This window comes from Liquorilactobacillus hordei DSM 19519, from assembly GCF_019443985.1.
Taxonomy (GTDB): Bacteria; Bacillota; Bacilli; order Lactobacillales; family Lactobacillaceae; genus Liquorilactobacillus; species Liquorilactobacillus hordei.
This window is the reverse complement of record NZ_CP049303.1, coordinates 1,130,611-1,144,876: the sequence shown is the minus strand read 5'-3', so window position 1 is coordinate 1,144,876 and position 14,266 is coordinate 1,130,611. Positions and strand designations below refer to the sequence as shown.

At 31.9% G+C, this 14,266-nt stretch carries 11 protein-coding genes; 1 reads left to right on the top strand and 10 read right to left on the bottom strand.

Features of this window, described 5'->3' with window-relative positions; all coding sequences use genetic code 11:
* The first annotated feature begins 414 nt into the window (after positions 1-414).
* Entirely contained in the window at positions 415-2,109 is a 1,695-nt protein-coding gene (locus G6O70_RS06710; RefSeq protein ID WP_233419142.1) for a hypothetical protein, read from the top strand.
* A 643-nt stretch (positions 2,110-2,752) separates the two neighbouring features.
* Here the strand turns inward: G6O70_RS06710 and G6O70_RS06705 are convergent.
* From G6O70_RS06705 to G6O70_RS06660, 10 genes are all read right to left on the bottom strand, one after another.
* Positions 2,753-4,711 carry a DUF2142 domain-containing protein gene (locus G6O70_RS06705; RefSeq protein WP_057869364.1) on the bottom strand — a complete coding sequence of 653 codons (1,959 nt, stop codon included), beginning with the start codon at positions 4,709-4,711 and terminating at the stop codon, positions 2,753-2,755.
* 34 nt (positions 4,712-4,745) lie between these two features.
* Positions 4,746-5,687: a glycosyltransferase family 2 protein gene (locus G6O70_RS06700; RefSeq protein ID WP_057869363.1), complete on the bottom strand. Its 942-nt coding sequence runs from the start codon at positions 5,685-5,687 to the stop codon at positions 4,746-4,748.
* 93 nt (positions 5,688-5,780) lie between these two features.
* On the bottom strand, positions 5,781-6,968 hold the full coding sequence (locus tag G6O70_RS06695) for an MFS transporter (RefSeq protein WP_057869362.1): 1,188 nt from the start codon (positions 6,966-6,968) through the stop codon (positions 5,781-5,783).
* A 296-nt stretch (positions 6,969-7,264) separates the two neighbouring features.
* Positions 7,265-8,104, bottom strand: a complete 840-nt coding sequence (gene rfbD, locus G6O70_RS06690) for a dTDP-4-dehydrorhamnose reductase (protein ID WP_057869361.1) — start codon at positions 8,102-8,104, stop codon at positions 7,265-7,267.
* Between the two features lie 24 nt (positions 8,105-8,128).
* The gene (rfbB, locus tag G6O70_RS06685; RefSeq protein WP_057869360.1) at positions 8,129-9,157 is read right to left on the bottom strand and encodes a dTDP-glucose 4,6-dehydratase; all 1,029 of its coding nucleotides are present in this window, start codon (positions 9,155-9,157) and stop codon (positions 8,129-8,131) included.
* An 11-nt stretch (positions 9,158-9,168) separates the two neighbouring features.
* Complete coding sequence (rfbC, locus tag G6O70_RS06680; protein WP_057869359.1) at positions 9,169-9,750, bottom strand: dTDP-4-dehydrorhamnose 3,5-epimerase; 582 nt, start codon at positions 9,748-9,750, stop codon at positions 9,169-9,171.
* Positions 9,751-9,752: 2 nt separating this feature from the next.
* The gene (rfbA, locus tag G6O70_RS06675) at positions 9,753-10,622 is read right to left on the bottom strand and encodes a glucose-1-phosphate thymidylyltransferase RfbA (RefSeq protein WP_057869358.1); all 870 of its coding nucleotides are present in this window, start codon (positions 10,620-10,622) and stop codon (positions 9,753-9,755) included.
* A 110-nt stretch (positions 10,623-10,732) separates the two neighbouring features.
* Entirely contained in the window at positions 10,733-11,713 is a 981-nt protein-coding gene (locus G6O70_RS06670) for a glycosyltransferase (RefSeq protein WP_057869357.1), read from the bottom strand.
* Between the two features lie 9 nt (positions 11,714-11,722).
* Positions 11,723-12,718 (bottom strand): sugar transferase, encoded by a 996-nt coding sequence (locus tag G6O70_RS06665; protein WP_057869356.1) that lies wholly within the window; start codon positions 12,716-12,718, stop codon positions 11,723-11,725.
* A 33-nt stretch (positions 12,719-12,751) separates the two neighbouring features.
* The gene (locus G6O70_RS06660) at positions 12,752-14,173 is read right to left on the bottom strand and encodes an oligosaccharide flippase family protein (protein WP_057869355.1); all 1,422 of its coding nucleotides are present in this window, start codon (positions 14,171-14,173) and stop codon (positions 12,752-12,754) included.
* Between the last annotated feature and the right edge of the window lie 93 nt (positions 14,174-14,266).

Genomic DNA, 14,266 nt, shown 5'->3' with positions numbered 1-14,266 from the left:
ACAAATGAATGATAGCACTTTTTCTCTTTTTAAGCAATAGTTTTCACAAATTACAAAAAACATTTTAATATTGCTAGCTTTAATCATTATTAGATAGTGCAAAATATAATTTTAACACTTGTATTATAAAGCACAATTAATTTCAAATCCTTATTATTATCTTCTTAAATTAGTTAAGTTATTTTGCTATATGAAACTTAATAAAATAATTAGTTCTCGCCGCTATGCTAAATGTATTAAAAATAGATAGTAAGCTAAAAAACAAATGAAAATACCCGTATTTTCCCTTAATTCTTTCAGAATTGTATCATATCTTTTTAGATGTTTAACTACTATAACATTCATTTATTCTCAATCATATGTTATAGTAGTTAAGTTCCGAATCAAGAAAAATTAAAATTTGAAGGTAATTATATGAATGTATTTTATCAATTTCTACGTAAAAAGTGGTTGCTCTTTCTATTTCTATTTTTTATCATTATTCGCATTATTATTGCACTTAGAATTCCTTTATTTGCTCAAGGAAATGCTGGTGCAGATGACTATCTATATATAGTTTATGCAAAAAGTTTACTTGCCGGCCATTGGCTAGGCTCCTTTAATTCTTTAACACTGGTAAAGTCTATATCATTCAGCCTCTTCTTAGTTATTAACTATGCACTTGGAATTCCATATAGACTTGCCTTAATACTGTATTATTTATTTTCTGTAACAGTCTTATCTTATTCTATATATAAAGTATCCCAAAAAAAAGTACTTTCATATATATTGTTTATTTTTTTATTATATTCGCCAATAATGCTCCATCAGGAAAACATTCAAAAAATATACAGAGGTGGTGTTCTAATAAGTTCAACTATTCTTGTTATTGGGGCATTTATAGGACTATATGCTAGTATTAGGGAAAGAAAAATAAAAATTATCTTTTGGTCAATTCTTTCTAGTATAAGTTTGCCCTTTTTTTACTACCTAAAGGAAGACTCTATCTGGTTGATGCCCTTTGTTGTGATTCTCAGTATATCTTCGATAATAACTGTTATAATTTCAAAATCACAAAATTTTAAAGATCTTTCTCTTCATCTTCTTCTAATTGTTCTTCCAATCTTTTCACTAACTATGGTTAGCCTTTTTTACAAGAATATGAACTACAAATATTATGATGAGTATACTATAACAGATAGATCTGGCACTTATTACAAAGATTTCCTTCATGATCTCCTAGTAATTCAAGAAAGCGAAAAATATCAATCTAATATTTGGATTTCCAAATCTGCAGTTGATAAAGCAGAAAATTATAGTCCCACTCTAAGGAAGTTTTCTGACCAGTTGAATAATTCGTTTACAAATTATTCAACTGGTCAGAGGATAGAATATCCTGGAGATATGATTTTTTGGAAGTTTAGAGATACTTTTAGTACTTTGTACCTTCACAAAAATGGGATATATGCTAACAATTTTTATAAAAAAGTACATAATGAATTGTTGCATGCTTTTAATACGGGCAAACTAAAAAAATCTAATCGCTTTTATCTTTCTCAAGTTTCTCAAGGATTACGGTTTTCTGATATATTATGGTTTAAAAATCACACAGCAAATTACTTCAATACCATGATTTCGTATAAATACAATAAACTTAGCGTAAATGAAGCGACAGGATCATTTAATCAACTTTTAAATATGAGCGAGTTAACTCATTCAACTATAATTTGGCCTGGAACAATAAACACTTTTTTTAGCAAGAAATCAGCAATATTTGTTTCGTTTATACAAACACATATTACAAAATTCTATCAAAGCATTAGTAAAATAGTATTTATTATTGGATCTATTGGTATTTTATTACTACTGCTACAAATACTTCTACAGTTATTAAATAAAAATTACCATCTACTTCCCTTACTAATAGTTATTTTCAGTATGCTCCCAAGTGCTTTTGCACTATTTATTGGAGTTGAATGGTTTAGTAGATTTTTATCAATTAAAAAGTTTTATGATTATATTTCATGTGCTATACCAATTATGCAAACTTTAGAAATTATCGGTTGCTTTTTCACCTTTACATTTATAATTAATTTTTTTCGAGGGAAAAAAGTTAAAGATTTAGAATAATTGTTAGTGTTAATAATTATCTTATAAACAAAATAGAAGAGGTTAGTGAAAATCAAAAACGATTTTTTCTAATCTCTTCTATTTTCAAGAACTTATGACACGGTTCTTCTTATAAAAAAGCAGCTATTTCAATAAACTTCATAAATATTATTCGCCATTGATTTCAAACTTATAAAAATTCTAAATTTGGTATTTCAAATTAAAATAAAATATGCTCTTGCACAATAAGCAGAATAGCCCAAATATTTCGCCTCAAAGGTTATCTAACTGTGAATTAACTTCTCTTAGTACTGTAGTATCCCTTCACAAAAACTTTTAAAAATATTTTGGAGTTGATTCTATATACTTAAATTTAAAGACAAAAAGCTAGCATATCGAAATAACACCACATCATTGGTTCAAAAATCATAATTTAATTACATATCACAAAGGACAGCATCAAAAATTATCTTCTGATGCTGTCCCCTTATATCTATCCATAACATTCATAATTTTTTGTTGAAACTAACTCAAATCTTTCCAACTTTAGATCAACCTATAATTAGGCTTATCGGTATTAGTTCGAACAAAAATTATCATTTACTTCAATTTAAATTACCTAATTTCTGTGAAAATACATTTTTATCCAAACTATATAAAACAGTTACACTGACAAACTTGTAAATACGTTTGCCAAAACCAGAATATTTATTAATGCAGCAAAAAATATCATATTTCTATTTTTTTTCGTTTGTATCTCAAAATCATTTATACTCTTTGGAACTAATTGCGCGATTAAAAACAATGGTAATATTGGTAGAAAATATCTTCCTTGAATACCAATTATACTAACCGTATCCCCAATATTCCCTGTAACTTGTGTCCACTGAACGAAAAGACTCGTAAAAATAAGAACTGTATTAATTAAACATATTAAGATTATATAATTTTTTACGATAAAATCTTTGCTAGCATTTTTAATTGACTCTTTTTCAAGATATATAGTCCGTAACAATACGAAAGCAATCAATATTGTAAGGCCGTAATTTATTTCAATATTTAATGCTCCAAGTGGGCCCGTCAATAATTGTTCTGTATAATTCTTCAAATTCATCCAGAATGTTTTATTCATCAATTCAACATACCAAAAAGGATGATGTATGATATAACTTACTTTTTCTGATGAACTACTGCCACCTTGTGTGTTAATCAAGTATTTCGATGCTATCTTCAACCAACCCACTGCTATAAGCCCCACAAATGAAACACCTGCGACCTTGTGTATTAGTCCTTTTGAAAAACTACCAAATTTCTTATTTGGAATAAGCAGTATTATGCCACCTATTATAAAGTATATAACTTTGCAAGATGCTAGAAAGAACAAAAGAACATACATGAGTGTAATTAATTCTTTGCCCATATTCTCTTTTCTAAAAGCTACATATAAAGAAAAAGTGAAGACCGCAATAACTATAACATAAGTAAATCCATCAGCAGAAAGACTAGCTCTTTCTGCTATGTTCATTGGCAACAACGAACAAACAACCAGTGTTTTCTTTCCAAATGGAATAAATTTTACACATAGATAAAGAATCAACGTACAACAAAGGCCGGTAATCAATCTGCTACTATATAACAAAATGAATGGATTTTTCGTAAACAGACTTGTTGTCCCCATACCAAAAAGTTGAAAAATATAAGACTGAGGTGAATAAAGAGCCATATTAATCACACTCATATTAACGTCATGGTCTGACAATTGTACATTGAAATGTTTAAGGGTTTCATACAGTGTGTTATTCACTGGATCTAAAACTGGAATTAAGTTATGCGGAACACTTAAATTACCACTCAAAGGAACCAAAAAATTTCCGTGCAATATTCCATACGTTCTTATAAAATGTTGAAATTCATCAGGAACTCTAAAAGCCGGTACAAGAAATGTATATAATGTAATGAGCACTACAGAAACAAGTAGAAAAACATTTTCTATTTTCAATTTTTTGTTTTTCATATTTGTAAGTTTAAATATACCAAAAATAATAATTGCTATAATTGTTTGAAACACAATCAGTAACTTTGCTAATTTTTCTTTTGGTATCCAATTATATACGACATTATTCCATATAGAACCATTATTACCTGTATATGCGGTCATATAATGTCCCTTAATAGCATTTGTCGTCATAACTACCTTATAGTACTTACCTTTTTTTACATTAAGTCCCATTTTTTCATTTAAAACAAAATTAGTTCCAATCCCATTAGGCCCATCTTGATTTAAAGATACATTATTATATATTTTTTTACTGTAGAGCACTTTTTTACCTGAAACTAATTTAATATTAGTAAACTCATTACTATTTGCATTTGGATTTGCATTTATTTTCAATAATAAAGAATATACTTTCGAAGAAGTAAATGAAATTTTACTCTTCACATTCTTTGTTATCTCCACTGTTTGATCGCTTGGATTGCTATTTTTACCTAATGCTAAATAATCTTTCTGTGCCAGAAAAAGGGAAAAAAAGAAAATTAGCACTACAGCACCTATCAACAGCTTATACTCATGAAAAATAGATACAATCATATCTAATTTTTTCCTATTAGTTTGTTTAAACAAAACTGTTACCCCATTATAATATAAATTTTATTAATCATTTCTGATTTTTACTTATTAAGTTCAATCTGAATTCAAATTCTCTTTTTTCTTTCTGTAATACAGAATCAAGAATTAACCCACTGTACCAAGACACAATTGCCCCAATAATAAGAAAAGCTGAAACAATTAAAGTTGGGATTTTCTCTACAAGTCCAGTTTGCAAATAGGGTACCCAAACTTCTGGAATAAACAAAAATAACGCTATCGCTACCAAAATCATCGCTACTATAGAAAAGAAACCCAATGGATGATAGTCCCTATATGAGATTAAAATTCGCTTAAGCACTTTAAATCCATCACTGTACGTGTTAAGTTTTGATTCACTTCCATCAGGTCTATCTTTATATTCAATAATTTCGTTATGAACAGCCATGTTATTCTCAATTGCAAAAATCGTCATATCAGTTTCTATTTCAAATCCCTTTGAAACAACTGGATATGATTTTACAAACTGATAGCTAAAAGCTCTATATCCAGTCATGATATCTCTAATATTACTTTTAAATAACCAATTTATGCTTCCACGAACTATTCTATTTCCGATATTATGAAATGGTCGCTTATTTTCTTCAAAATAACTTGAAGAAAGTCGGTCTCCAACAACCATATCCAAATTTCTTTCTATCGTTAATCGATACATTTTTGGAATAACATCTGTAGGATACGTATCATCGCCATCAATTAAGATATAGCATTTCGCATCAATATCCCTAAACATTCTTCTGATTACATTTCCTTTTCCCTGTTGGTATTCATGTCTAACAATCGCGCCTGCTGTTTGTGCTTCACTTACTGTATTATCCTTAGAGTTATTATCATACACATAGATATTAACTCTCCCCTCAATATCTCTCGTATCCCTGAGACAGTCTTTTACAACTTTCCCAATTGTTATTCCTTCATTGTAGCAAGGAATTAAAATAGCTAAATCGTCCACTGCTTTTCCCCCTATGGTTTTCCCTAACCCCTTCGAAATTATATCATATCTTTTTCAAACTTTTACACACTCAATAAAAAATTTCAACATAAATCAATTAATGTTACTTTTGAAAATGCTGTTTATTATACCTATAACACACAGTCCAATTCCAATAATCCCAAAAGTAATTGAAAATCCAAACCAATCAATCGCCCAACCAATTACCGGAAATAGCACAATCATAAATGCCGAAAAAATTACACTTGCAACACTTAATAACGTTGCTCGTTGCTTTGACTCAATTAATTCATTATAGTAGTTACTAAACAATGGACCAACGACAGCACTTAAGGCTTTGAGGACCATGAATAATAAAAACATAATTATTCCATTTCTAAAAAAGATTAATGGAATCAATCCAAGAATTGGTACTATTAGAAAACGTAGAATACTAAGTTGACTAAAATGGTTTGTAATCCTTGGCGTTACACTAATGGCAAGCACAGCTATAACCGAAGAAATGACCATAATTCCAGAAATCATTACTCCAGAAAAGTCGTTATTCTTCATAACAGATTGGTAGTAATAATAATAACTTGTGCAAATCAAATCAATCATTGCCTGATATATCATCAAGTTACGCAAGAATTTCTCTTTTCTCAAAATACACCAAGAAGACTTTATCAATTCACTAATTGTCAATTCTGCTTCTTTAACTGTATCGGTTTGAACCTGTGTATTTTTTAATGGTTCTTTCAAAAATAAAACCGAAATAAGCGCAAAAAAACCAACCAAAATAGCAATTACATATGTTAGTTCAAAATGCCAATGTACAAAGAACCCTGCAATAACAACCCCTATTGTATCTGCAACTTCAAAAATAATCTCTGTTTTACTGATAATCTTTGGGAAGTTCGATGTTTGCTTGCTCTCAATTAGCGAATCATACATCATTGCATCAATTGTTCCTGATTGCAGGTTATATGAAAATGCACTCAATATAAAACTAAATGCAAAAAGCCAAAACGACTGTGCAAGCAACATTATCACAGCTGATAGAATTGACATAAGCCTACCTGCAATTAGGACCGTTTTGTAAGAAAAACGATCAGCTAATAGCCCACTTGGTACTTCGAACAAAAAACTTCCGATGTGAAAAATACTTTCACATAGTCCCACTTCAAATAATGTTAAGCCTGCTTGTTGCAGATAAATTACCCAAAGCCCTGTTACTCCAAAAAAAGAGAAAAAACTGTAATAATAACTATATTTGATATTTTTATGATATTTAATTTTCATTTTTTACACTCCAATGATTTAGAAGACTTCTAAAATCTTCTTTTTTTTACATTCATTAGAGTGCTAATACATATGTGATGTACTTCTTTTTCGCTAACCAATCATGCAAAATATTCACCTACTTAAAAATAATATTTATTTAACCTTGTTTTTGCAATATTTACTATAAATAGCTTATCAACTCTCTTGAATCGCATATTTATAGTCACTCAAGAAAAAAGACTGCATCAAAAATCAATTTGACTCAGTCTTTCATTTATTCCTTATGAGTACACTCACTAGCTTAACGCATTTATCTAGTTAAAACTTTTCAGCATTTCACTTAGCGCTTTTTGCCATGTTGGAATTTCAAATCCTATCGACTTCGCCTTACTCAAATCCATAATCGAATGTGTTGGTCTTGTTGCTTTTTGAGGAAATTGTTCGCTCGTTATTGGTTCCACTTCAGTATTCTCATTTTTTAAGATTTCACTTGCAAATTCATACCATGTACAAGTACTATCATTTGAAAGATGATAAACACCATAATCAGCGTGATTTTCAACAACATACGTCATAAACTCCGCAAGTGTTCTTGTCCAAGTAGGTCTCCCAAACTGATCAGCAACAACCGTTATCTTAGGATATTGCTCTGCTAGACGTTGCATCGTAAAAACAAAATTTTTGCCATATTTGCCAAACACCCATGAAGTTCTGATAATATAATACTTGCTTGCAAAAGTCTGAATCGCTTTCTCCCCAGCAAGCTTAGCTTTACCGTACTCGTTCAATGGGTTAGTTTCTGCATCAACTGCATACTCACCATCAGTTAGATTACCATCAAAAACATAATCTGTACTAATGTAGACAATAACTGCATCAATCCTTGCAGCCGCCTTTGCCATATTTGTAGTTCCTTCATCATTAACTAGGTAATTTAATTTTTTACCTTCGTCTTCTGCAGCATCTACAGCTGTATAGGCTGCACAATGATAAATTACTGAGGGCTTGAGTTTTTGAACATATTGTAGGACACTTTTCTCGTCAGTAATATTCAACTCTTTTGAACTCGGAGCAATATACTCAATTTTTTTCTCATCAAGTATATTCCGTAGTTCTGAACCAAGTTGTCCACTTCCACCTGTAACTAGTATCACTTTGTCACCTTCTCTATCAACTTGTTATTGACCATTTTTGGCGTAGTTTGCTTCAACCTTTGCCTTCTCTGATTTCCACCAAGCTTCATTTTCACTATACCATTTGATTGTTTCTGCTAAGCCTTCCCGGAAATCTGTGAATTCCGGCTTCCATCCTAATTCTGTGCGCAACTTCGTGGAATCAATTGCGTATCTTAAATCATGCCCTGGCCGATCCGCCACATGCTCATATTCATCCTTTGAATGACCCATCAATTCAAGAATCATTTCCATAACTGTTTTATTATCTTGTTCTCCATCCGCGCCAATCAGATATGTTTCGCCAATTTTTCCCTTTGTCAAAATTGTCCAGACTGCTGATGAATGATCATTCGTATGAATCCAGTCACGCACATTCTTACCCGTTCCATATAATTTAGGTTCTATTCCACTCAAAATATTTGTAATCTGCCGTGGAATAAATTTCTCAATGTACTGGTATGGGCCATAGTTATTCGAACAATTTGAGATTGTTGCTTGTAAACCAAAGGATCTGACCCAAGCTCTAACTAACAAATCTGACCCTGCCTTGGTTGACGAATATGGGCTAGAAGGACGATATGGCATCTCTGGCGTAAACTTCTCGCCTACTCCTTCACCATGTCCTGGCAAGTCTTCACGTAAGGGAAGATCTCCGTAAACTTCATCTGTTGAAACATGATGATAACGCACATTATACTTACGACAAGCTTCAATTAATGTATACGTACCAATCAAATTAGTTTGAATAAACGGAGTTGGATCCTTCAACGAATTATCATTATGTGATTCAGCTGCATAATGCACTACCGCATCCGCTTTTTGGACCAATTCATCGACTAATGGCGCATCTACAATATCACCTACAACCAATTCAACACGTTCTGCTGGTAAACCCGCCAAATTCTCTTTGTTACCTGCATAGGTTAGCTTATCTAAAACTGTCACATGTATCTCTGGATGGTTGTTAACTACATAATGTACAAAGTTAGAGCCGATAAAACCTGCCCCACCTGTCACAATAATATTTTTCATGACCAATCCTCCTATATTTCGCCATAGACAAACGGATTATCTGCTTCAAATTCCTTGAAGGTTGGATGCTGCTTATCTTTTTCTGAAAGAATTGCGTTTTCAAGATCAATTGGCCAATTAATTGCCAAGGTAGAATCATCAAAAGCGATTCCGCCATCTGCTTTCGCATCATAATAGTTATCACATTTGTATAAGAAATTAACATTATCTGTTAATGTTACAAAGCCATGCGCAAAACCACGTGGTACAAGTAACTGACGGTGATTACTTTCTGAAAGAATATAACCTTCCCATTCACCATAGGTTGGGCTGCCTTTACGTACATCCACAATCACATCAAGCACCGCACCTGTAACTACTCTGATCAACTTCGTTTGTGCTGATTTTCCTCGTTGAAAATGTAATCCACGTAAAACACCTGCTTGACTCGACAATGAATGATTATCTTGAATAAAGTCAAAATCGATTCCTGCGTCTTTAAAGTCTTTATCTGAATAACTTTCGGTAAAGAATCCTCGGTTATCTCCAAACACTGCTGGTTCAATTATTTTGACATCTTGCAGCTTCGTTTCTGTAATCTTAAGCTTTCCCATTTTTAACCCTCACTCGCTAATCTTAATAAATATTGACCGTATTGATTCTTCTTCAATGGTTGCGCTAATATCGCTAGTTGTTCTTTATTAATATAACCCATCCGATATGCAATCTCTTCTAAACACGCAACCTTTTGATTTTGGCGCCGTTCAATTGTTGCGATGAACGAGGACGCTTCAAGTAATGACTCATGTGTCCCAGTATCCAACCATGCGAAACCACGACCCATCAATTCAACTGATAATGTCCCACGTGAAAGATATTCCTTATTGATATCGGTAATCTCTAATTCGCCACGAGGAGAAGGTTTTATATTCTTCGCAATCTCAACCACATCATTGTCATAGAAATACAATCCGGTAACCGCATAATGTGACTTAGGATGTTCCGGTTTTTCCTCAATTGACAAAGCATTCATGTCTTTATCAAAATCAACTACGCCAAATCTTTCAGGGTCATTCACATGATACCCAAAGACAGTCGCTCCATGCTCTTTTTCTGCGGCATGTTGTAACATCTTAGAAAGTCCTCCACCATAATAGATATTATCTCCTAAGACAAGACAAACACTGTCATCACCAATAAAATCTGCCCCCAAAATGAAAGCTTGCGCTAACCCTTCAGGTTTAGGTTGGACTTTGTATTCAATATGTAACCCAAGTTCATACCCATCTCCAAATAATTCTTCGAATCTCGACTCATCTTGTGGGGTTGAGATAATCAAGATATCCTTGATTCCCGCCAGCATCAACGTTGACATTGGATAATAAATCATTGGCTTATCATAGATCGGCATCAATTGTTTTGATGTCGCGCGTGTCAATGGATACAAGCGTGTACCTGAACCACCAGCTAAAATTATTCCCTTCATGTTTGTCCTCCAAAAAATAAATTCATTTTTTAATTTCCATTATAGATTGTAACATAAATTAAAATTAATCTTTATTGCAATTACAATAAATAGTCTCATAAGAAAATAAATCATAAAAATTTATTTAATTTTAACGCAACCAACCAATCCCAAACCTTGCCTCTAAATGTAGACGTTTCAAGATATTGTGAACAAGTATATAATTTAAGGAGTGTTCTTATTTGCGCTTTTTTGTAAAATGCTAAGTGAAGTTCTAAATAGTTTTTAATTTTCAGAGTAATTTTTTTATTTTTTGGAAAACGACCTTCAAAAATCGTGAATGCTTGGATAAGTTGTTGGTATTCGACAATTTTATCTTTTCTATCTTTCTCAAACGAATCTATTTTACTTGTAGCACTCCAATCATCTGAAATACCAAGTGTATTTTCACCATGTAGCCTATAATTTAATAATTCTTCATTCAAAAAGACACATCCGTTTGTCAAAGAAGCTATCAAGTTCAAGAACCAATCATGAGGTAATCCAAAGTCATATATCTTAATAAATTCGTCCTTAACTTCTGAAGTAATCGCCATTGCACATCCAGGTGAGATATTTCTCTCAACAATTGAGTAAAATTCAAAATAATTGAGATCTTTTAGTGGATTCTTCGAATATAAAAAATTTGCATTATAGAAATTTTTTCGCAGGTCAAGTTTTACTTTTTTTGATTGTCCATCAATTAAACTTATGCCACAGTTTAGAGTTTTAACCTCTGTATTTTTCTCCATCACTTCAGCCATTTTTTCAATTTTTTTTGGAGCCCATTCATCATCTTGGTCAGACAAAAAAATAATATCCCCATGTGCTGCTTTCAATAACTCAAAAAAATTCTTCTTATAACCTAGATTTTGCCTATTTTTCTCAACAATCCAATTATTAAGTAGATTTTTTCTGATGTATTCTTCAACTAATTCAAACGTTCCATCTGTTGACCCATCATCCTTTATAATAACTTCGTCAGGTTGTCTACTTTGATTACGAATTGAATCAAGCTGTTTTTTTATAAATTGTTTCCCATTATAGGTTGCCACAACAACCGAAACTACCATTATTATCACCTACTGCATATCTATTTTTTTTATTACTTCTTTTGTATAATATCCTGTTCTTAACTTCTCTGCCATTTTATCAATATTCTTCTTCATAAGATTATATGATTCGGCTGAAACACTATCTAAGACCTGATCCAACCGACTTAAATCATCAATTACAATTCCAATATTATTTTGGAGTACAAAATCGGCCAAAGCTGCCTTCTCCCATATAATAATTGGTACTCCTGAACTAATATATAATGATGTTTTATGTGGGTTGTTGAATAATAAATAATGTCCAAATGTGCCTTCGCACGTAGTTAATGAGGGGCCATCCCAGATAAGACCAAAATTTTGAGTTAGGTGTTGTGACAATTCTTCTGGAGAATACTGCCCTGAGTAAATTGTATTTGCCGAGTGTTTTTCAGGCATATTTGGTCCAAATACATAGACTTTATTTTTGGTATTAAGTTCAGTCAAAAAAACTGATTTGAATAAATTTCCTGCAAAACACACAGTCTTTTCATATTCGTGTTTTTTTTGTACGGTTTGCAGATTATCGTAATCGAAGATTTCTAGAACAATCATCCTCGTATTGACGCCATTTTGTAAAAGCCATTGTTTCATTTTTTCATTATGAACAACCAGTATATCTGCATTATTAAATAGTTCGATTTCCCAAGTTGCAGAGTCATTATCACTGCTTTGCAAGCCTTGAATATCGTGAATCCAGATAATGAAATTTGTTTTCTTTGTTTCTTTCAATTTATTAACGAACTTATCAACCATGTATCGTGAAGGGATTGGGTATTGCATAATAAGGTTATCGATTTCAGATTTTTTTAAAAAATTCATCAAATGAGAATAGGTATACCAAAACTTGGCCAATTTATTTGGTTGGTAGGGATTTACCCAAAAAGAAGCATATCCTTCCTCCTTTAGAAATTTAACAATATCCTCTTTAGCCTTACTACCTCCCATCTTTCCGGGATCATTTGATGTAACAATGTAATTAGTCATTAAAAATCTCCTTTGTAAAAAAACAATCTATATCTATTTTTTTCGTTTGTTCAAAATATTCCTAGCTTTATTCACAATTGTCGGCCTTAATAATAAAATCATTACGAAATAGACTACTATCCCAAGAACAACTTCTAAGAGAATTGAAACAATAGTTGAGTTAACCGTGTTATTAATCTTAAAGATTGGAATAAACATTACCAGTCCCGCTACTAAATATTTCCAAAAATTTTGAAATAATTTTCGGTAGCTCACCGTTTTCCTGATTGTCCACAACTGATAACCTGTTACACAAACCTCAGAAATGACAGTTGCTAACATCGCACCTACAAGTCCCCAAAAATAAATTAATGGAAAATTCAATACAATATTGACGATGGCACCTATAATTACAGAGGCTGTATATTCTCTTGTCCTATTTGTAGGTAAAAGAAATTGAGTTCCAATCGCATTACTCCAACCAATTAATATAATTACAGGTGACTCCAACAAAACAGCCATTCCAACTGGCTCAAAACCAGATCCAAAAACAAGTGTTCCTAAGTTAAGTGAGAGACCAGCAATCCCAAACATCATAGCAACTGTTAAAAATGAAATGAAATCAAAGGAGTCATATAACATCTGATTTATTCTTTTCTTTTCTCCATTTGCAAATGCATTGGCAACATGGGGCAACATAACTGTCCCAGTTGCCGTAGCCACAGCCAAAACCGTCTTAATCAGTGTATCTGCATTATTATAATATCCTGAATTAACAGTTCCAGTCATTTTGCCTAACATTGTTTTGTTTAAAACAGCATATACACTGATTGCCACTTGCGGGATAAACAAAGCAATCGACGGTCTTAAATGACGAAAAGGATGAAGCTGTTTATATGGTATCTTAACAATTAAATCCTTAATAAACGGCCAAAATGTCAAATTACCAAGAAAAGTTCCCATGCCAAGAATTATAACATATAAACCTAAATCATTTTTATTTTTAACGAAAATGAAAATTGCTGCCAACGATAATATTTTTACCAATGTATTTCGCGTTACTGTTTTTTTAAAATCCTCTATTCCCATGTAAAACCAAGAAATATCGAATATAACAGCAAGTAAATTAAGCGACTGAAAAAACATTAACATTGGATTTTTACTGAATGGCAAATACACAAAAAATGCAACAAACGCTATTAGAACTGCCAAAATTCTTAAAATTACTAGTTCCCAAAAAGCTTTTGACATCTCAAGCTGATTCTCTCGCAAATAAGCTATTTGACGATTACCATACAAATTAATTCCCAAACTTCCAAATAATACAAAATAAGTAATAATCGAATTTGTATACGCATTTAATCCCACACCTGTATTAGTCAAAACGCGACTAACATATGTAATCGAGACCAACGGTAGTATTACTAATAATAGTTGGTATCCCGCATTATATAAATAATTTCGAATAACATTCATGATTTACTCCCTTTATTTCATTTTCATATACTTTATGTGATATAGGAAATACTATTACTCACATCATATTTGTATCAGACTTAAACTCAGCCC

Excerpts from the sequence above, each read along its gene's own strand:
- rfbB (WP_057869360.1), bottom strand. The coding sequence starts at position 9,157 with ATGAAAAATATTATTGTGACAGGTGGGGCAGGTTTTATCGGCTCTAAC.
- G6O70_RS06665 (WP_057869356.1), bottom strand. The coding sequence starts at position 12,718 with ATGACTAATTACATTGTTACATCAAATGATCCCGGAAAGATGGGAGGT.
- G6O70_RS06695 (WP_057869362.1), bottom strand. The coding sequence starts at position 6,968 with ATGAAAATTAAATATCATAAAAATATCAAATATAGTTATTATTACAGT.
- rfbC (WP_057869359.1), bottom strand. The coding sequence starts at position 9,750 with ATGGGAAAGCTTAAGATTACAGAAACGAAGCTGCAAGATGTCAAAATA.
- rfbA (WP_057869358.1), bottom strand. The coding sequence starts at position 10,622 with ATGAAGGGAATAATTTTAGCTGGTGGTTCAGGTACACGCTTGTATCCA.
- G6O70_RS06710 (WP_233419142.1), top strand. The coding sequence starts at position 415 with ATGAATGTATTTTATCAATTTCTACGTAAAAAGTGGTTGCTCTTTCTA.
- G6O70_RS06660 (WP_057869355.1), bottom strand. The coding sequence starts at position 14,173 with ATGAATGTTATTCGAAATTATTTATATAATGCGGGATACCAACTATTA.
- G6O70_RS06670 (WP_057869357.1), bottom strand. The coding sequence starts at position 11,713 with ATGGTAGTTTCGGTTGTTGTGGCAACCTATAATGGGAAACAATTTATA.